We start from the raw sequence: 18408 nt of genomic DNA on the forward strand, positions 1-18408 counted from the left end.
ACGCTCGGCGAGACTGAAGCAGTTCGCAGCGCACCTTCGCGAGACCGCACTCTGTGTGTCGTACGCGTGGCGACAGCTCGGGAGTGCAACCGCACTCGAAAGGCTCCAGCGTCGTGACCTTCCTGAACCATCTCCGCACCCTTGCCACACGAGCTCTGAACTCGATCCCGGCTGCCGAGGCGGAGGACATTTATGCCATCTCGTTCTTCATCGACAACGAGAGCGACGACCCACGACAGCCCACCCTGACCGTCGGGTACAACACCGAAACCCAGTCCCGACGCACCGTCGTGGACGCCTCCGACGAGGCGGAAGCCCGCTGGAACTATGCCTTCTGGCTCCAGAACGAGCTCACCGTCATCGGCGATCTCACCCGGGACCCCGACGGAGCCGCAGCACGCCACCAGTGGATCAGCGAACTCGGACTTTGGTACGACGAGCCCACTCGCCCCGAAGACTGGATGACGACCGTCGGGCCGACCGCCGCGCTGATCGAGGTCAAGTTCAACCAGGCATGCGTCCAGCTCGCTCGCGACCTCCACGAGGATGGCGTGATCAAGAGCACGATCGGCAAGTCGGTGCCCGTGATCCTCCACGAGTTGGAGTACTACGAGGGGATCGCTCGCCGGACCGAGGCCGCCAACCCGCAGGGGCTCGCCGACAACTTCACGGGGTGGGTCCGCACGGGCTGAGGGATTCAGGCGCTTCCCATACCCGACTCCACCATCACGCGTCGAATCTGCCATCCCTGATCGGGGGTGTGGCGAACTTGCCAGCCCCGCACGCGCGTCGCCGGCCTGTGGCCGGTAGCAGGCAGGTTCCGGCCGATCGGGCAGAGGCAACCGCCCCACCGGCGGCAACACGGCGTGTGACGGCGCCGACCGGGGCATCGGCGGACTGCTGGAGGACTCCCAGCTCGATCTCGGCTCCAAGCTCCCCTGGTACGCGCACCCCAACGACAAGGGCCGCGACATCCCGGCCAAGCAGGTGGCCGACACGGTCGAGCAGGTCCTCAACAAGTAGGCGAGGCGCCCACCTCGCCGTGCCGGGAACCGTACCCACGCCCTCGGCATGCGCCGGGTACGGTTCCTGTCATCACTCCTGACCCAAGCCCCAGGCGCGGCCTGGGGCTTCGCCGTGCAGCGCGCTCAGGCACTCCGCACAGATCGCGGCACACCGGATACCCGACGCCGCAGGGCAGCCCCGATGGCGACCGAACGGGGAACGAAGCGCAGGCCTGGCCGTTTTCACGAAGCCTCAGCAAGGGCGCTCGGCTCAGTGCAGGCCCGCCCCAGGTGCCTGCGCCAGAGGGCGTCGAGGATGCGGGTGCGCTGCGCGGCGTGCTCGGCGTCGGTGATCGCACCGGCGTCGCGCAGTGTGTCAAGGCGCTTGAGGCGGTCCGCTATCTCGTCGGTTTGCGCCAGGCAGACCCCCAGAATGGGGGATCTTCACTCCAAGCGGTGTTCGAGGGCTGTGGCGGACGAGGCGGCTTGTCCTGTTGAAGGACGGCTACGGCCTCTTCGATGCGCCCGAGGTCCATGAGGTACCCGGCCAGGTCGTGGCTGTTTGCGGGGGAGTGGGGACGTAGGACGGCGACGGCCTCCTCGGTGCGCCCGGCGCCGGCGAGCAACTCGGCAATGTGCGGTGCCGCGTACCACGTAGCACCCTCCGGATGGGCCCGAGCACTTTCCAACGCTTCACTGATCCGGTCGCAGGCGGCCATCAGTGGAAGTCGTATCCAGAACAGGTCCCACTCCTCCTCGCCCCCGCGGGCGGCGGCGAGGGCATCGAGGTGTGCCAGTCCGTCCTCGGGGCGGCCTTGGTCGGTATAGAGAGTGCAGAGCACGTGGAGGATCCAGTCCTCGGCGCCGCCCGGAGCATCCGCCAGTGCCCGCATCACCTCCACCGCCTCCTCTCCCCGGTCGTGACGCGCCAGGAGTTGCGCGAGATCCACTGCCACGTTTCCCGGGCAGGAGGACGCATCACCGACCTGCCGGTACGCGGCGATGGCGCCCTCCACGTCGTCGCGCTCCTCCAGCAGCTCCGCCAGGCGTCGCGCAGCGATTCCGAAAGGCTCGGTCGCCGCGTACGCATGCAGTTCCTCGACTCGGTTCTGCCGAGCCAGCAAGTCGGCCAGCTGGTCCCGGTTGTTGAGCGAGGTCTTGTCCCGGGTGCGCAGCAGGGCGATGGCGTCGTCGACGCGGCCCTGGCGTTCACGGATCGTGGCGAGCAGCCCGATCGCCATGTCGGGGTCGAGGCCACGGCAGCACCACGGGCTGTCGCACCGGTGCTCGTCCGGAATCTGCGCCGCGAGCAATTCCGCCGCCTCGTCGTCCCGACCCACGCCGTCCGAGATGTCGACCAGGGCCGTGGCGAGGAACCAGTCCTGAACATGCGGCCGCAGCAGGCTGAATGCCTCCTCGCCCCGGCCGTGCCGGGCGAGCAGCCGTGAGTGGAACTGCAGTGCCAGCGGGTGCCCGTCCTCCATACGTGATCGGGACAGCGCGATCGCCTCCTCGGCCCGACCCCAGCTCTCCAGCAGTTCCGCCGTGGTCCTGGTAGCCGTCCACCAGCCCGTAGCAAGGTACGGGGCGAGCAACTCCAGCGCTTCGGCCCGTCGGCCCTGTTCACCGAGGAGCCGAGCCCACGCCCGCGCGCAGAACCACTCCCCATGGCCGGCCCAGAACTCCACCATCTCGGCATGGCCGAGTTCGAGAAGCCGGGAGACGAGATCCGGCGGGATGCAGCCGGACTGCGTCCGGGCCCGATAGTCAAGATCAGCAGCGTCCACAGCGACGTACCGTAGCCCCTCCCTCTGACACCACCTCCAGCTCGAACATCTCGTACGTGGAATGACGCCCCCTCCAGTCGGCACCTCCGCCTGGACCCCGACCCGGCGTGAGGCGTACGCCAGGACCTGGCCGAGTGGATGCCGGCGCTTCCGGAGGCGCCTGCCGGTACGTACGGCCTCCGTGAAGAACTGACCTCACGAGTTGTGGACAAAGCTGGCTACGGGGCGACCGTGCTCGTCTCTGCCATCAATGCGTGGCTGTGACCCTCGGCCGTTACGCGGTGGGATCCACGTTCCATGCCGCGGGCAGATCGCTGCCGCAGAAGACGCAGGCGAAGTCTTCCTCGCGCACGATGTTGTGCTCCTGGCAGTGGGGGCACCGCCGAAATACCACCTCGTGGGTGAAGCCGGAGGGCCGCCCGAGTCCTATGTGGTCCAGGGCATGGGCGACTGTCGCCCAAGAGGTGACGTCGGGGCAGTACCCGGTGGACTGGTTGCTGACTTCGTCCACAGCCCACCGGTGTGCCTCGCGCATGAAACTGATCTCGCCGGCACTCAGCACCATGTCTCCGCCGGCGCAGGCCACGTGCTCGCTACGCCGTGGCGCCAGCCGAAGCACCCCGTCGATGTCGACCACGAAGGTGAACGGTTCGGCCAGTTCCGCTCCCGATCGCTCAGCGATCCAGCCGTCGAAGTCAGCCGCCGACCTGATCCGGAACCCGCTGCCACCCGGCCGGACCGACCTCCTCAGCTCGACCGGTCCGGCATATCGATAGCTCCGCCCCCGCACACTCACGTCAGCCAACCTAGAGCACTCCCGACGCACGTCCCAGCGGAGCGGGGTTGGGGGAAATCCCGGGAAATCCCTTTGAGGGCACCATCACTGACCTGCCACTGTGGTGAGATGCTGCTCAAACTGACCGGCTCCAGCTGTTCGGGCAAGACCACGCTCGCCTACTCCGTGGGGGAGCGGCTGGGGCGGCGGCTCGCCGTGCACGACTTCGACGAGCTCGGCGTACCGGAAGGAGCCGATCGCTGGTGGCGCAACCGCATGACCGAGATGTGGGTGCGTCGTGCGCTGGAGTACCAGGACCGTGGAATCGACCTCCTGCTGACCGGGCAGTCCCCGCTGGGAGAGGTTCTGGCCAGCCCCTCCGCCGTGTTGCTGGACGGCATCGCGGTGTGTCTGGTCGACGTGTCCGACGAACTCCGGCGCGACAGGCTCACCATGCGCGATTCGGGCCGATGGGACGCTCCGGCGGTTGACGCGTTCCTCGGCTGGGCCGCCTGGCACCGCAAGCACGCCGAGGACCCCCGACACCGACCCGACGTCATCATCGACAACAGCTGGCCCGAGATGGCCTGGCACCGCTGGACCGGGTGGACTGCCGACGACCGGCGATGGTCCACCCACCTGCTCGACACCACGGACCGACCCGTCGCGGAATCCGTGGATCAGGTTGAGCAATGGGTGACCGAACAGCGCGACGCGCTCCGATCCGGCCGTCTCACCCTGTCGCGGGGCTGGGCGGACCGGACGGCCGCCCGAGCCGACCACGACTCCTGATCCACTGGCGCAACAAGCCCTGAAGCGGCCTAGCTCAGGAGTGCCGCCGTGCAGTGTTCGGTGAGGTCTTCGGCGTGCGGCGGCAGGGGGGTGCCCGCGCGGAGGTGGCGGCGGACCACGGTCAGAGGGAGGTCGACGAGCGCCAGGGCGATGCGATCCCGGGCCTGTTCGTCCCGGGCGCCCAGGGCTTCCGCGAGGTCGGCCAGGGCGGCGAACACTCGGTTGTTGCCGGAGTCCGCGCGACGGGTGTGCTCCTCGGACCAGTCGGCGCGGCCGAAGTCGGCTGCGCCGTAGAGGAGGAGGGCCGCCTCGTCCGGGTTCTCGCGGCACCAGGCCACCACGTGCCGGGAGGCCGCGCGGGCCGCCCGTCGGGGGTCGGGCTCGCCGGTCAGGACGGCGAAGTAGCCCTCCTGGAAACGTTCCACCGTGCGCAGCCACACCTCGGCGAGCAGTGCCGTGCGCCCGGCGAAGCGGTGATACACGGAGCCGCTGGGCGCGCCGACGGCCTGGGCGACGGCCGTCATGGTCACGGCGGCGGGTCCGCCGGAGGACGCGAGGCGGACAGCGGCGTCGAGAAGCTGGTCCGTGTCGAAGCGGGGTGGTCTCGCCATGAATCAGAGAGTACCCTCCAATTAATTGGAGAGAGGTCTCCAATACTCTGGAGGGGAGGACGCATGGGCGTCCACAATGTGCACGAGCGCCTGCTGCCCGCGAAGGAGAGCGAGGTGGGCGCGCTCATCGACGCCCTGGCGAGCGGGGAGGGCGACCGGCTCTGGCCCGGCGCGGCCTGGTCGCCGATGGAGTTCGACCGTCCGCTGGGGCCGGGCGCGGTGGGCGGCCACGGCCCGGTGCGCTACACCGTGGCCGGGTACGCGCCCGGGCGCTGGATCCGCTTCGAGTTCACCGGGCCCCGCGGCTTCCAAGGCTTCCATGAACTGGCCGTACTCCCTGTCGGCCCGGACCGCACGCGACTGCACCACACCCTCACCATGGCACCCAGGGGCCTGGCTCGACTGACCTGGCCCCTGGCCTGGCGCCCGCTGCACGACGCCTGCCTGGAGGACGGCCTCGACCGCGCCGAACTCGCCTGCACCGGCACGCTGCGACGCCCGGCGCGCTGGTCGCCGTACGTGCGCCTGCTCCGTGCTTTGGCCGGCGCTGTGATGCGCCGGGAGGCGGACTCGTAGTCCCGGACCGAGTGGACCGGGGTGGACCGCCGGCCGTGAGGTCTGAGGTCTTCTGCGTGGAGTGCCCGTCAAGCCGGCTTTGGCGACGGGGATCCGGCGGGGGAGTGGGTCACGCCGTTGCCCGAGGTGCACTGCCGTTACGTGGGGGAGTGGCCGGCCGCGAGTGGCGGGCTGAAGGGCCCGCCGGTCAGGCGACCTCCTGGCGCTCGGGGGCCTTCCGCGTCCTCACCCCGCCGACGATGAGCGCCAGCCCCACGGCGACGATGCCGAGGTAAGCGGTGGACGGAAGGTCGACGACCTTGTGCATCCAGCCCCACTCCGTGCCGAAGAGGGTCTGCGAGGCGAAGCTGACAAGCCCCTGGGCTCCTACGACGTAGCCGATGCTTTCGACGGTGTATCCGATGGTTGTTCGCACGGATCAACCCTCTCGCGGCGGTGCCGCAGGACCGTCCTCCACAGGGCCGAGAACACGGTAGGCCAAAGGATGGAGTCGCTTGCGCAGAGCACCGGGTCTCCGGCGTCGGTGCAGGCCTCGATGCCGCGGCGGGCCCCAGCGGCGGCGAGTGCGGGCGACGCCGGGGTCGAGGCAGCCGGTGTGGCGCAAGCCCGACGGTGTCCGGTTCGATGCCGAAGATGGCGGCGCCCTCCTCGGTGCGGGCCTGCGAGACCATCGTCGTCCACTGCAGGTGCTGCATGCCGTGCGGGGTTGCCTCGCCGGCCCACTCCGCGATCGTCCAGCAGCGGTGCGCGGCAGGTCCGACGGCAGGCCCAGCACCAACCGCCCGGCCCGCAGGCGGGGTTCGACAAGGGCGAATCGGCCCGCGAAACGGCCCATGGCCACCTCGAAAGCCTCCCGCCAACGGGCGCGGGATCCATGCTGTGACTGGTGGCCACCGCATCGCGATGTGGCCGCCGTCACGCTCGAGGGGTGTCACAACTGACGCCGCTGCGCTGTCCCTTGCTACGGAAGCGAGAGAAGGGATCGTGAAGATGAAGACCGTCATCGTGTGCGCCTCCGTGTCGCACGGCAATACGCGTCGCATCGCCGACACCATGGCCCAGGTGCTGGACGCGAAGGTCGTCTCCCCCGAGCAGGCCGACCTGACGGAGTTGGCCGAAGCCGATCTCGTGGGATTCGGCTCGGGCGTCTTCCACAGCAGACTGCACCCGCGCCTGACCGACTTCGTCAAGGCACTTCCCACCGGGCGGGGCCGGGCGTTCGTGTTCGCCACCAGCGGGCTCCCCGAGTACCCGCTGATGTCTTTCACCCGCCCTCTGGTCCAGCTCCTCGAAGGCAAGGGCTTCGAGGTGGACGAGAGCTTCTTGTGCCGGGCGTTCGACACCTGGACGCCCTTCAAGCTCATCGGCGGTATCAACAAGCAGCGGCCGAACGCCGGGGACCTGGCTGCCGCGCGGGCGTTCGCCGGGCGACTCCGGGACAGGCGAGGGCCGGCGTCCTGACAAGTACCACTCCGAGGGCCTGTGCCGCATCCTCGACCAGCAAGATCACGATGTACAGCTGCAGTATTTAGGACGTGCGCCCGGCCGCACGCACCGCGCCCCGGCTCGAGGACGCGCCCTGTTCCACAGTGGCGGCCTGCGGAATAGTCGGGGCATGACGTACGACTTCCCTGCCCACGAACGGGCTCTGGCCTTCGACCGGGCCGCGGGCGCGTACGCCGCGCACCGGCCGCATTACCCCGCGGCTGTTTTCGAGACCGTGGAGGAGTTCAGCGGGCAGCGGCTTGCCGGGGCCCGGGTGGCCGATGTGGGCACCGGGACCGGGATCGCCGCCCGGGAGCTGCATGAGCGTGGGGCCCGGGTGGTGGGGGTGGAGCCGGGCGCCGGGATGGCGGCGCAGTTCCGGCGCGAGCTGCCGGGGGTCCCGCTCGTGCGGGGGGACGGCAACCGGCTGCCGCTGGCCGACGGCTCGTTCGACCTCGTCTCGTACGCCCAGTCCTGGCACTGGATGGACCCCGCACGCGCCGTCCCGTCCGCCCTGCGGGCCCTGCGTCCCGGGGGTGCTCTCGCGTTGTGGTGGAACGACCCGGACCCGTCCGTGCCATGGGTGGCGGAGCAGGGTGCCAGGATCGAGGAGTGGCTGGGGCCCGGCTTCTACATCTCCAACGTGGAAACCCCGGCGGGGCTTTGCTGGAGGACCCGCACGCTGCGCTGGTCGCGCCGGGTCTCCGTCGACTTCCACCTGGCGAAGCTGGCCACTCATTCAGCCTTCATCGTGCTCGGCGAGCCTGGGGCCTCGGCTTTCTTTGCGGCGGAGCGGAAGCACCTCGCCCGGCACTTCCCCGGTGGTGAGCTGGACGAGCCGTACGTGACGACTGCGGCGGTAGCCGTGCGCCCCGCCTAGGGTCTGAAGCTCGCTGCCGTCCGCTGCGAGGCGACCGTGCTCGTCGCAGTCCTCAACGAGTGGCTGTGACCAGCACTTTCACAACAGGCTCAGCCATACAAGGACGTCGGCCAAGCCGGCTACTACGACGTAGCATCCGGCGCCTGGGGCGGGCCAGCTCCGAGCCGAGCAGCGTGACGCCCAGGCGCCGGCACAGAGGTCGGAGTCAGGTACACACCGGCGACACCCCCCTCGCCGTGCGACGGACGTGCTGGGGCCTGGGCGTCGACGACAGGCTGTGTTGGTGAGTTTCAGGAACGTCTGTTGCTCAGCGGCAGGAACACTCGGTTCCACGGGAGAATGATGCCGCCGAGTTTCGACAACACCTCGGTGTTTGTTTCGGGACTTCGGAACCATGGTTGACGGCGGCCAGTCCAGATTCCCCGCGCAATTCCCCCCCCCGTACGGCAGTTGAGACGTCCCGCTCCGTAACTCGTACTTTTGCCTCAGAGTCACTCACCCGGCAGGGGGAGGGAGATCGTTCCGGCGGCCGACGCCACCCCGCCGCGGTCGATGCGACGTTCGGAACATGACCAGTGTTGAACGGACGATGAAGGCGCTCTGGAGCGCCTTGTGGCAGCGATGGCCGCACTGGGTGGCCTGGGCATCGATGCTGTGGGCCGTGCTGTATGCCGGCTTCGGCCTGGCGTGCGCGCTGAGCGGGACATCCTTGTTCTACTACGGCGGTGACGCAGGGGTCTCGGGGCTGGGTTGGGCGGTCATGGCGGTGGGCGTGCTGGCGACGTTGGTCAGCGGGGCGGTGGTGCGGTACGGGCTGCGGCCAGCGTTACGGGTGCTGCTCTGGGTGGCTTGCGGGCTCGCCGGGATCACCGCGTTCAGCCTGCTGATGGATGTGATCACGCTGATGGTCGGCCAGGGAGTGGACAGCCGGGCTGCGTCTGCGAACAAGGCCCTGGCGGCGGTCGGGGCGGTCCTGCTCGCGGCCACGGCCCGGTCCGGCCGGCGGTCCGCCGGTACTGCCGTACGAGCGCCGTCCGCTGAACCGCAGCTCGCCCAACTCGCCGCCTGGGCAGGAACACTGGCCTTTGTACCCTACGCAGCGATGAAACTGGTCTGGGCGTCCGGCGGCACGTTCGCGGGGATCACCGGTGAGGAGATGCTCGCGGTCTCGGAGCGGAACGGCGCCTCCGGGATCTTTCTCACCCTGGAGTCCTGGGGCCTGGACCCCACCGCGCTGCTGGCCGTGCTCGGCGTGTTCCTGCTCTGGGGCCTGGTCCGCCCGTGGGGGCGGGTCTTCCCGCGCTGGACGCTGTTCCTGCGCGGCCGACGGGTGCCGCGCTGGCTCCCGCTCGCCCCGGCTCTGCTCGGCGCTGCCACGCTCGCACCGTACGGCGTTGTGGGAGTCGGATACTTGGCCCTGGCCACGGCCGGCGCAGTGACGATGCGGCGCGGCGACTTCCACTCCTCGGGCGACGCGCTGCTGGTCGGCTGGATCGGGATGGTCGCCTTCGCTGCCTACGGCATCGCCCTGACCGTTGCGGCCCGCTCGTACTGGCTTCGGACGCGCCCCGCCTGACGGATGAGTGTCAACCTTCTCCGGCTGGACCGAGTCCTTCACCGACCCCCGCCTCTGCGCGGCCATCGTCGACCGGCTCACCTGCGGCGGCAACATCATCGAAACCGGGACCGACTCCTACCGACTCGACACCACCCGAGCACGCGCTGAAAAGCGGAGCATCAGCTGACGACACGTTCCGGTCCCACCCTCGGCGCGGTGGACGGTCGCCGGCAAAGGAGCACGGTCCTGTTGTCAGGCGGGACGGCAGGCCTCGCAGTCGTGGTTGTCGATCGCGGCCACCAAGCTCTGAGCCGCTGCCTGCACGGCGACATCCCCGTCACCGGCCAGCCTGTCCGCCAGGTTCCTGCCATCGAGCACAGCTCGGTGAGCGGCGTATGGAACGTCGAGCCGGGGAGGATGTGCCTGTTCGAGGATCGTCCGCAGCAGCTGGATCACATCGGCGCGGCTGGCGACGGAGTCGGTCACCGCGAGATCCCACAGGAAGGGAAGTGCCTCGGCAGTCGCGTCGAAGACAGTCTGGCCGCGGTGGTCGGCCGGCTCTGGGACGACCCCTGGGCCTCTTCGCTCTGAGCGTCCGGCCTCGGCCCCGTTGGTGCAACGAAGGTGTCCACCAGCGCTGGATACGGTGCGCGGTCACATGTCGCAAGATCTACCAGCAATACCAACAGTCACAGGAAGTAGGCACACCACAGAAGTTGGACCAGAACCAGTTGTGAAGTCATAGGCGACCGGGTAGGGCACTACTCGCTCAGCCCTACGAGTCCCCAGCCCTGCCGGGCGGCTTCGGAAAGGACGCGGCCCCAGTCGTCCAGCAGCTGGGTGAACTCGTCGAAGTCGCGGACCCAGCCCTCAGGCACGGCGGCATGCTCGTCAAACGGCCCGCGCAACCCGTCGAGTCGGAGCCGCATCTCCTCCGACGTCGCGGCCAGTTCCCGAACGCCGGCCGGCGACCTCGCGAGCAGCAGGCCGTAGGTGGCGGCGGGGTCATCGCAGAAGAAGCCCTGATCCACGTGCTCTGCCTCACCGTCCAGTCCTCCCCAGATCAGCCCGAGCAGCAAGGTGTCCAAACGGGCCCGTACCAGCGGGTCGGCATGGTCGCGTACGGACTCCCAACGCTCCCCAGCCCAGAAGTGGGGCTTGTACGAACCGAGGGTGCCCCGGAATTCGTATACGGCGAAGGGGGCGCTGCCGGTCCCTCGTGGCCACGCCCAGTCGCCTTCGACCACTGGCGCATCGTGATCCCACAGCCCGGTCTCGTCGGCGTACCAGGCATCCCTCAACCGCGACAGCCTGTCCCTGGGCGGAACTTCCCCCAGCCACGACCAGTCGGCGATTATCACAGTGATGTCCAGCCCCATGCACGTGAGAGTACCGATCACCCGTACTGCGGGCCGCCAGGAACCGAGCCCGGCCGCGGATGCAATGTCGGCGACTGTGAACGGACAGCCCGTGTGTTCCGAGACTGGTGCCGTCCATTCTCGTCGACAGCCCGAGTGCCGAAGTACGTTCGCCTCGGCCATGAGAGCGCGCCCCGGAAGCCATCGGAGGCTCTTGGGGCGGTTGTATCCGCCTGCGGGGAAGTCGACGAACAGGGTGTGCTGCACTCCGCTGCGCCCAGGCTCGCCACCGAGGCCGGGTAGTTCAATACGACCGGCTCGACGTCGATCAGGTTCCAGGTTTGACCGAACGGGAGGAAATGGTGGTCGGGGTGAGGGACGAGACCGATTGGGCTCAGTGGAGGCGCAGCGCCCGCCGTGCCGCCGGCCCACAGCGACCCGGTCGGCTGTACCACCGAGCCCGCCGCGACGACGTAGCCGCTCGACGATGTCGCTACGTCCAGCCGCGACTGTTTGATGCTGCCAACGGGGCCATCCCCGCGGGTGCGGGGAGTGGATTTCCACCGGGCTGAGCTGGACGGCCGGCCGGGGACCATCCCCGCCGGCTCGAGGATGGTCCTGGCGAGGGAACTACGCCGTCTCACCCTGGGCTGACTCTCGGTGCCAGTGCAGTTCCGTCACCGCCTCCGAGGCCTCACGGCGGACCTCGGAGTGGGGGTGGTGGAGGAACCGCTCGACGATCGGCAGCGCCGCCTGGTCGTGAGTGCAGCCGAGGACGGCCAGGACGTAGGCGAGGAGCAAGGGTTCGAAGCCGTCCACCCCGGCAGCGAGCGGCTCCACCACTCGGTAGGGAAGTTCGTAAAGAGTGGAGGCCGTGCAGACTGCATGCAGCGCGGACTCCCGCACTGCGTAGCTCTCGCCGGAGAGTGTGACGGTGACGGCCCGCTCGACGGCCCGCTCGACGTCGTTCTGCGTCAGACGGCCGGTCTCCAGGACGTCGCTGACCACATCGAGGCAGAGGTCCCGACGGCCCGCATCGGAGCTGTTCAGCTCCTTCCAGGCCGATTCGATCAATGCCGTCAGGACCTCATATCCGTCCACGGCCAGAGCATAGGAGACGGTCGCTGCCCGGTCTTGGGGATATAAGAAGAGGTCGGGGTGTTGCCAGGGCTTGTGTTCCCTTCAATGCCGGCCGACCGGCCCTGCGACGCTCTTCGCCTTCGAGCTTGGGTTGTGGTCCGGCGTGAGACCGCGACGCCGCTCCCGTTCGGCCGACGGCCGATCCGAGACGTATACCTCACGATGCGTCTCCAGGTCGAAGTCCACCACCAGTAAGTCGTCCTGCACTCCAACCTCCCCCTTCGCCGCGTCACCCCGATTGTGCGCATTCCGTCGCGGCCGCGGTTCAGGGGAGTGAATGGATTCGAACGGTGTGAACCCTGCAAGCCGCCTCGGGTGTCGATCGCGAGTTGCATGCGAGATGGCGCGGCTACAGCAGGAGGGTCCGACCGCTGGTTGGAGTCCGCCGCCGACCGGCTGTTGATCCTGACCGTGAGCGAGGCCCTGTACAGGCCGCCGCCCTCCTGGGCGGCCAGCCGCACACATGCGGTTCGGCCACGAGGCGGCCACCACCCAGGACACCGACGTGCGGTCGCTCGGCCGACTCGTCGCCGGGACGGGAAGCAGCCCTGGGCCGGCAAACCAGCCGTCGCCTCTCGGGACGAGGCTCGAAGGGCGACGGCAGGTCTGCCTGGTCGGTCAGTGGGCTGCGGCCTCGTTGATCTCGCGTGACTTCAACGCGCGGTGGCCGGTGTCTCGCCGCGGGACCGTGCGATCACTGGGGCGGTCTGGCCGGTCGGCTGTCGTCTCCAGCAGTCCCTGAATTTTACGGGAGAAGGCTGGGCCCGGCAGGGGCAGCTCGCTGTCGGGTTGACGGAGGTAGCCGACGGCGACGGCTGTGGGCATGTACTCCATCAGCTCGGTGACCACAGCGGAACGCGGTCGGCCGTCACCCTGTGCCAGGTTGCGCAGGACGCGCACGATCGTGGCGGTGGGGGCCTTGTCCTCGTAACACAAGACGACCGGGGCGTCGTTCGAGTGGACCGTGGTCCACCACATGTGACGGGTCGGTGGCTTGTCCTCATTGGTCTGTGTGCCACCAGCGGGCGGTGTGTGTCTCTCCGAGCGCGAGGTGGTGCAGATAGAGGCAGTACGCGGCGCCTGGCTGGCGATGGTGTCTTCCAGGAATCGTTCGGCGTGGCGTTCGTTGGACCGGACGGCGGCGAGGGGGATGCCGAGGAGGTCGGAGACCTTCTCGGCGGTGAAACCGCACAGGCGCCGCAACACCATGACGTCGAGCTGAGCGTCGGGCAGGCGGCTGATCGCAGCGAACAGCTCCAGGGTCTCGGCCAGCTGCGCCATCTCGCCCTCGGGGGAGGGCTGTTCGCGCAGTGCTACGGTGTCGAAGGCGGCCCCGGTCAGCTGGGGCCGGTGGTCGCGGTGGTCGGCCTTGGCATGGACGGTGGCCCGCAGGATTTCCCAGGCGTAGCGGCGGGTGTCGGGGCTGGCGAGAGCGTCGCCGAACAATCGAGGACACGGTCGCCCTTGTTCACCAGATCGGGAGCCGGCTCAACTTCCGTGCCGAGTGGCACCGTTACGGCTGGACGCCGAAGAGGGCGATGGAAGGTGGCGGCGGAACAAGCACTGCGCGAAGGCGCGCGAGCATGGTCCGCCACTGCTTCCAGTCCTCCGGGTCGACCCCGTTAGAGTAGGCGATGCGTGGCCGTCGGCCGCGGTGCTTAGGCGACCCCTCGGCCTCGTCGTCGCGCGGGGGCAGGCCGTTCTCGAGGAGTTGGGCGAGCGCGGGGTTCCCGGGAACTCGGCATGGGCGGCCTCGCGCAGTTCGCGCTGCTCGGCCTCGTCGAAGGCCAGGATCGCCATTGGTGCCTCCCGCGGTCGGGAACAGCCCGAGGCGAGCGCAGCGGCTCAGGCAGGTCAGCCTTTGCCAGTCAGTCCTTGTATGCGATCGGCCCTAGCCCCTGGTGCGCGCGGTCAGGGCGGCGAAGTGCATGCCGGCGGCGATGTGGCCAGGCTCTGACCACCGGGTAGGGGAGAACACTCATCGTGACGAAGCGCTACTGAGCGGGACGACGCGCGGGATTGCCGGTGGGCTTCCATCCTGGGAGGAGGCTCTGTCGTCGACGGCCCGCGGAGGCGGCTGTCCGAGACCGGCTGGAGGCCAAGATGCCGCGGACCGGGGAAGTCGCGGGCCGGAGGGCGGAACGCCGCGAGCGTGCCGACTACACCGGCGCGGTCTACGGATCGATGCTCGCGGCTTCCGTCATCATCGGTGCGGGCAGCCTGGGCGACTTTCCTCGCTTGGAGCTCATCACCCTGCTCCTGCTCAGCGGCGCGGTGTTCTGGATTGCCCACGTGCACGCGACCTTGTTCGGCGAGCGTTTGGCGCAGCGGTCCCTGACCCGCCGGATCGTGCTGCGTGCCTGCCGCGACGAGTGGCCGATCCTCAAGGCTGCGATACCGCCCGCCGTGGCGGTGGCGGTCAGCCCGCTTTTCGGCCTGGACACGCCCGGCACCCTCTGGCTGGCGCTTGGGGTCGCGATCTCCGGTCAGATCGGCTGGTCCATGGCCGCCGCCCGCCGGGCCGGAGCGTCGTGGCGCCAGGTCGCCGTTACCGCGACGGTCAACCTGTTGCTCGGCCTGCTGATCGTCGCCTTCAAACTGCTGCTGAAGCACTGACACCGGCAAGTGCTGCTTCCTGATAGCCGATGCCGTGCTCGTCGGACAGCGCCCGGGCGTCGAGCTTGAGGGCGTGGACGGGGTTCGATACGACTGGTCTGGCCCCGCCCGCCCCCGGCCACCGTCCGCACGCTGACGCGGTTGCTGCTCACGCATTTGGGGTATTCCTTCGCCGCACTCATCCGAGGGGGGACCATGAGCAGCGACAACGGCGACGATCAGGCGGAGCACGAGCACGACGAGGACGCGCGGGAGCGCAGCGAATTGCTGTGGCGTATCGGTCTGTCGGTCGCTTTGGTGGCCTTCGTCATCTTCCTGATCTCCATCTACGAGGACCCCGGCCCGGTATGCGGCACAGGCCAGGACAAGGGCCCCTGCTGAAACGCGGGCGGGCGATCGGCAACCGGGGGAGTCGGCGCCGTCGATGACCGAGCCGTGCCGTCCTCAGCGGAACTTGCCGCTGGGGAGGTACGGTCCCGGGACCTTCCTTGCCGCGCACCGTGATGCGGTTGGTCGGCGTCAGATTCCCGCGTAGGCGATGGCCAGGGCGGTCAGGGCGCTGGTTGGGTGCCCGACGAGGATGACGGCCGTGACGTGCCCGCGGGCGACGCGGCGTTTGAGAGCTGGATGGCGTGGCGGGCGCCGGGAAAGAGCAGGCTGTTCGCCGTGCACACCTTGATGCTGCGGATCTCACTGCGGCCGCGCCCGGTGCCGTAGGTGAGGCCCTGCAGCGGGATCTGCTTCCAGGGCGATCACGATGTACTGCGCACCTCGGCCGAGCAGGTAGCCGGCGTGCTCGCGCTGGTGTGCATGGCGTCGCTGGTCATGACCACGCCCGCCAGATCGGCGAGGGTCTCCGGCAGGGGCTGGAAGCACGTGATCTCGTTGGTCTTCTCGTCAACGTCGAGTTGGGTCAGGACCAGGCCGGTGAGGTGGTCGCAGGCGGGGGGATGAAGGTTCACTCGCCGGCCGTGTCCTCGGCCTCCCAGCGAAGCAGGTCGCCGGGCTGGCACTCGAGCACATCACAGAGCGCGGCGAGCGTCGCGAAGCGCACCGCCTTGGCGCGGCCGTTCTTGAGTACCGCCAGGTTGGCGGGCGTGATCCCTACGCGGTCTGCGAGTTCGCCCACGGACATCTTCCGCCTGGCCAGCATCACGTCGATGTCGACGGCGATCGGCATCAGATCACCTCGTCCAACTCGGCCTGCATCTGCGCCGCTTCGACGTCGCGGGCGACGGCCTGGGCGAGCAGCATCCGCAGCACGAGCACGATGAGCGCGACCCCCAGGATGGCCAGGCCAATCCCGCCCATGATGAGGGTGACGCCCGGGTCGTCCCGCTGGCCGGGCGCATTCAGGGCCGTGACCGCGAACCACACGAGAGCAGCCGCGACGATCGCGCCGATGATGACGTCCACGTACCGGAAGGCGGCGTGGGAGAACACGGTTCCGCGGCGCACCATCGTTACCAGTCGCCATACACAGACCAGGGCGACCTGGGCCGTCCCGATGCCCAGGATCGTGATCACGCGCAGCGGGGTCAGTGGGAGCGACCCGTCCTCTGGGTCGCTCCCACTGACCAACACCCACACCATCAATGCCTGTACGAACACGGAGCCGGTGAGCACCACCACGAGCACGGCGCGCAGCGCGCCCACTGTCAGCTTTCCCATGACCCATCCTTCCATCGAGCTACGATGGGAATCTATCGAATCTCGATAGGTGAAGCAAGGGCTGGGTCGGAGGACGGGTGGCGGTTTCGGGCAGGGGCATTGCCATGTGAGGCCGAACGCACGAAACCGCGCCCTCCCGCCTGAAGGTGGGAGGTCAGCTCCTCGGTGTGGAGGCATCGTCTCTACGCTGGCCCTGTGGGGGATCTGATAGCGGTGTGGCTGGTCACCGTCGTCGGCGTCACCAGGTGCGTGGTGGGCGTGCTGTGGATACGGTCCGGGATCGGCTTTACCGATCGTTTCAGAATGAGGTCCGCAGGCGGCGGAAGCGTATGGGGCTGCAGGCCAGTTCGAGCAACCCCTGGTGGAGATCGGCGCGTCGTTCGTATACCTACAACACACGTAGGGCCTGGTCGACGTCGCGCTCACGCCTGGCGAGCGCATGCAGCACGGCTTGGTCGCCGTGCCGGTCCCGGGCGGCGGCAACGAGCACGTCCACCGCGATGGCGAGCGCAGCATCGGGCACTCGGCATGGCGCGTCGACACTGAGCGCGAGGTCATCGAGGTGAACCGCCAGCTCGACGCAACGGGTCTGCAGGTATCCGTCGAGCAACATCTCCTCTCCCGGCCGGTGAAGGACAGCCACCCGCCGATCGGCCGACTCCATGCCCAGCCGCTGCGTCAGCCGCATCCACGCTGCCCGGGCCTGCTCAGCCACGACAGCGGACCCGGCTGCGGCAGTTTCCTCGCTGCGGGCACGCACTCCGACGTTCAGCGCAGAGTCCGGCAACGACGTATCGGCGAGCCGCGCGTAGTACCGAACCGGTGACACCGGTTCTGCGCCGACCACCTGACCGTCGAGGAACCACTCGACCTGGAGGACGCTACGCGCAAGGTGGCCGGCCAGCCCACCCACTGACATCCCGGGGAGCACGGATTCGGTCTCCCAGCGTCGGGCTACCTGCTCTGTGGCCAGTAGGTGCACCGCCTTCTCGGCAGCCTGCAGGTAGGTCTTCCGGATCTCATCAGTCATTCGGGCATCGTCGCAATCTCATCATCACAGCCGCTGACAGGTCCACGTTGTGGATCGACCCGCCGCCTTGGCCGCCTGGGCAGCTCGCCCCTGTGGGGAGTGTGGTGGCAGGGGAGCGGGCCGGGCCCAATCGGCTTGCATCGGAGGTCTACGGGGGTTCCCCCGGGGACCACGGGTCTGTCTCAGGCCGCGGTCCCTTGGTGGGCTTGGTGGGCTTGGTGGGTTCTGGTGGCGGACAGGGCCGCCGCCAGCCGGACCGAATCGGCGGAGGCGGCCAGCAGCGGCAGCCGGACGGCCGGGCTGGGAATACGGCCCTGGGCGTGCAACACCCCCTTGATCACGGTCGGGTTCGGCTCGGCGAAGAGCGCGGCGGACAGCCGGGCCAGCTCCATTCCCAGCCTGCGGGCCGGTCCGGTGGCGTCTCGCTGCCACAGCGAGATCAGCTCGGCGAAGTCAGCAGTGCGGACATTGGCCGACGCCAGGATGCCGCCGCGGGCGCCCGACGCGAGCAGCGGCGAGATGACGGCGTCATCGCCGCCGAGCACCGCGAAGCCCGGTGTCGACGAGCCGAGCAGTTCCATCGCGGCCGCGTCGATCGCACCGGTCGCGTACTTGACCCCGACGACCTCCGGCAGGTGCCCGAGCGCGTTCAGAGTGCCGGTGCTGAGCGACTGACCGGTGCGGTACGGGATGTCGTAGACGACCAGCGGCAGGCCCCCGTGTTCGGCGAGTGCCGTGAAGTGCGCCAGCGTTCCCGCCTCACCGGGCCGGGTGTAGGGCGGCGCGGGAACCAGCGCCGCGGCGACGTCACCGCTCTGAGCGAGCTCCCGCAGTGTCGTGATGGCGGCGGCGGTGTCGTTGGTGCCGACGCCGACGATCAGCGGAGCTCCGTGTGCCCGGCAGGCGGCCGAGCAGATGCGGACCACCGCCCGCTTCTCCTCGGTGGTCAGCGTGGCCGCCTCCGCAGTGGTGCCCAGGGCGACGAGTCCCCGAGCTCCGGCCGCCAGCGCCTCGCCGGCGAGGCAGGCGAGCGCGTCCGGGGCGAGGCGCAGGTCGTCGGTGAAAGGAGTCACCAAGGGGACAAACAGGCCGGTGAGATTCGCTTCGGGCTTCATGCGCTCAGCC

Annotated in this window: 22 protein-coding genes and 2 pseudogenes; 10 read left to right on the forward strand and 14 right to left on the reverse strand. The window is 69.1% G+C overall.

Annotated features, from left to right (window positions below; genetic code table 11):
• Positions 1-113 precede the first annotated feature (113 nt).
• Positions 114-692: a hypothetical protein gene (locus tag ACGFMM_RS18885; RefSeq protein ID WP_393647488.1), complete on the forward strand. Its 579-nt coding sequence runs from the start codon at positions 114-116 to the stop codon at positions 690-692.
• 555 nt (positions 693-1247) lie between these two features.
• Here ACGFMM_RS18885 and ACGFMM_RS18890 read toward each other — a convergent pair.
• The 3 genes from ACGFMM_RS18890 to ACGFMM_RS18900 all read right to left on the reverse strand — a co-directional run bounded on the left by ACGFMM_RS18890 (position 1248) and on the right by ACGFMM_RS18900 (position 3587).
• Complete coding sequence (locus tag ACGFMM_RS18890; protein WP_393647579.1) at positions 1248-1439, reverse strand: SHOCT domain-containing protein; 192 nt, start codon at positions 1437-1439, stop codon at positions 1248-1250.
• Entirely contained in the window at positions 1403-2791 is a 1389-nt protein-coding gene (locus ACGFMM_RS18895; protein WP_393647489.1) for a tetratricopeptide repeat protein, read from the reverse strand. Before ACGFMM_RS18895 ends, ACGFMM_RS18890 begins: the two co-directional genes overlap by 37 nt.
• 274 nt (positions 2792-3065) lie before the next feature.
• Positions 3066-3587 (reverse strand): hypothetical protein, encoded by a 522-nt coding sequence (locus tag ACGFMM_RS18900; protein ID WP_393647490.1) that lies wholly within the window; start codon positions 3585-3587, stop codon positions 3066-3068.
• Between the two features lie 108 nt (positions 3588-3695).
• Here ACGFMM_RS18900 and ACGFMM_RS18905 point away from each other — a divergent pair, with 108 nt between their 5' ends.
• Positions 3696-4358 (forward strand): hypothetical protein, encoded by a 663-nt coding sequence (locus tag ACGFMM_RS18905; RefSeq protein WP_393647491.1) that lies wholly within the window; start codon positions 3696-3698, stop codon positions 4356-4358.
• Between the two features lie 29 nt (positions 4359-4387).
• Here ACGFMM_RS18905 and ACGFMM_RS18910 read toward each other — a convergent pair whose 3' ends face one another.
• Positions 4388-4969: a TetR/AcrR family transcriptional regulator gene (locus ACGFMM_RS18910; protein WP_393647492.1), complete on the reverse strand. Its 582-nt coding sequence runs from the start codon at positions 4967-4969 to the stop codon at positions 4388-4390.
• A gap of 63 nt (positions 4970-5032) precedes the next feature.
• On the opposite strand from ACGFMM_RS18910, the gene ACGFMM_RS18915 reads away from it, so the two are divergent.
• The gene (locus ACGFMM_RS18915) at positions 5033-5545 is read left to right on the forward strand and encodes an SRPBCC family protein (RefSeq protein WP_393647493.1); all 513 of its coding nucleotides are present in this window, start codon (positions 5033-5035) and stop codon (positions 5543-5545) included.
• 187 nt (positions 5546-5732) lie between these two features.
• Here ACGFMM_RS18915 and ACGFMM_RS18920 read toward each other — a convergent pair whose 3' ends face one another.
• Both ACGFMM_RS18920 and ACGFMM_RS18925 read right to left on the reverse strand, forming a co-directional pair.
• Positions 5733-5960, reverse strand: a complete 228-nt coding sequence (locus tag ACGFMM_RS18920; RefSeq protein ID WP_393647583.1) for a hypothetical protein — start codon at positions 5958-5960, stop codon at positions 5733-5735.
• A 226-nt stretch (positions 5961-6186) separates the two neighbouring features.
• Positions 6187-6380, reverse strand: a pseudogene (locus tag ACGFMM_RS18925) (IS701 family transposase); the annotation flags it as partial.
• A gap of 155 nt (positions 6381-6535) precedes the next feature.
• Here ACGFMM_RS18925 and ACGFMM_RS18930 point away from each other — a divergent pair.
• From ACGFMM_RS18930 to ACGFMM_RS18950, 5 genes and pseudogenes are all read left to right on the forward strand, one after another.
• Positions 6536-7006, forward strand: coding sequence for a flavodoxin family protein (locus tag ACGFMM_RS18930; protein WP_393647580.1), 471 nt, complete (start codon positions 6536-6538; stop codon positions 7004-7006).
• Between the two features lie 154 nt (positions 7007-7160).
• Positions 7161-7910 carry a class I SAM-dependent methyltransferase gene (locus ACGFMM_RS18935; protein WP_393647494.1) on the forward strand — a complete coding sequence of 250 codons (750 nt, stop codon included), beginning with the start codon at positions 7161-7163 and terminating at the stop codon, positions 7908-7910.
• A gap of 568 nt (positions 7911-8478) precedes the next feature.
• Entirely contained in the window at positions 8479-9486 is a 1008-nt protein-coding gene (locus ACGFMM_RS18940) for a hypothetical protein (protein ID WP_393647495.1), read from the forward strand.
• 13 nt (positions 9487-9499) lie between these two features.
• Positions 9500-9655 (forward strand): annotated as a pseudogene (locus tag ACGFMM_RS18945) (ATP-binding protein); the annotation flags it as partial.
• 92 nt (positions 9656-9747) lie between these two features.
• Complete coding sequence (locus ACGFMM_RS18950) at positions 9748-10059, forward strand: hypothetical protein (RefSeq protein WP_393647496.1); 312 nt, start codon at positions 9748-9750, stop codon at positions 10057-10059.
• 170 nt (positions 10060-10229) lie between these two features.
• On the opposite strand, the gene ACGFMM_RS18955 is transcribed toward ACGFMM_RS18950, so the two are convergent.
• The 3 genes from ACGFMM_RS18955 to ACGFMM_RS18965 all read right to left on the reverse strand — a co-directional run bounded on the left by ACGFMM_RS18955 (position 10230) and on the right by ACGFMM_RS18965 (position 13412).
• Positions 10230-10847: a hypothetical protein gene (locus ACGFMM_RS18955; RefSeq protein ID WP_393647497.1), complete on the reverse strand. Its 618-nt coding sequence runs from the start codon at positions 10845-10847 to the stop codon at positions 10230-10232.
• A 609-nt stretch (positions 10848-11456) separates the two neighbouring features.
• Positions 11457-11927: a hypothetical protein gene (locus ACGFMM_RS18960; RefSeq protein WP_393647498.1), complete on the reverse strand. Its 471-nt coding sequence runs from the start codon at positions 11925-11927 to the stop codon at positions 11457-11459.
• A gap of 657 nt (positions 11928-12584) precedes the next feature.
• Positions 12585-13412, reverse strand: coding sequence for a sigma-70 family RNA polymerase sigma factor (locus ACGFMM_RS18965; protein ID WP_393647499.1), 828 nt, complete (start codon positions 13410-13412; stop codon positions 12585-12587).
• A gap of 657 nt (positions 13413-14069) precedes the next feature.
• On the opposite strand from ACGFMM_RS18965, the gene ACGFMM_RS18970 reads away from it, so the two are divergent.
• A complete protein-coding gene (locus tag ACGFMM_RS18970) occupies positions 14070-14582 on the forward strand; it encodes a hypothetical protein (protein WP_393647500.1) in 513 nt (170 codons plus the stop codon).
• A gap of 195 nt (positions 14583-14777) precedes the next feature.
• Entirely contained in the window at positions 14778-14963 is a 186-nt protein-coding gene (locus ACGFMM_RS18975) for a hypothetical protein (protein WP_393647501.1), read from the forward strand.
• Between the two features lie 371 nt (positions 14964-15334).
• On the opposite strand, the gene ACGFMM_RS18980 is transcribed toward ACGFMM_RS18975, so the two are convergent.
• The 5 genes from ACGFMM_RS18980 to dapA all read right to left on the reverse strand — a co-directional run bounded on the left by ACGFMM_RS18980 (position 15335) and on the right by dapA (position 18398).
• The gene (locus tag ACGFMM_RS18980; protein WP_393647502.1) at positions 15335-15544 is read right to left on the reverse strand and encodes a hypothetical protein; all 210 of its coding nucleotides are present in this window, start codon (positions 15542-15544) and stop codon (positions 15335-15337) included.
• Positions 15541-15762, reverse strand: coding sequence for a helix-turn-helix domain-containing protein (locus tag ACGFMM_RS18985; protein ID WP_393647503.1), 222 nt, complete (start codon positions 15760-15762; stop codon positions 15541-15543). Before ACGFMM_RS18985 ends, ACGFMM_RS18980 begins: the two co-directional genes overlap by 4 nt.
• Positions 15762-16253 (reverse strand): DUF2975 domain-containing protein, encoded by a 492-nt coding sequence (locus tag ACGFMM_RS18990; RefSeq protein ID WP_393647504.1) that lies wholly within the window; start codon positions 16251-16253, stop codon positions 15762-15764. The genes ACGFMM_RS18985 and ACGFMM_RS18990 overlap by 1 nt, the downstream gene beginning before the upstream one ends.
• Positions 16254-16641: 388 nt before the next feature.
• Entirely contained in the window at positions 16642-17283 is a 642-nt protein-coding gene (locus ACGFMM_RS18995) for a maleylpyruvate isomerase N-terminal domain-containing protein (RefSeq protein ID WP_393647505.1), read from the reverse strand.
• Between the two features lie 182 nt (positions 17284-17465).
• Positions 17466-18398, reverse strand: a complete 933-nt coding sequence (dapA, locus tag ACGFMM_RS19000) for a 4-hydroxy-tetrahydrodipicolinate synthase (RefSeq protein WP_393647506.1) — start codon at positions 18396-18398, stop codon at positions 17466-17468.
• Positions 18399-18408: the final 10 nt, after the last annotated feature.

The organism is Streptomyces sp. NPDC048604 (genome assembly GCF_043199435.1).
In the GTDB taxonomy this organism is placed as follows: Bacteria; Actinomycetota; Actinomycetes; order Streptomycetales; family Streptomycetaceae; genus Streptomyces.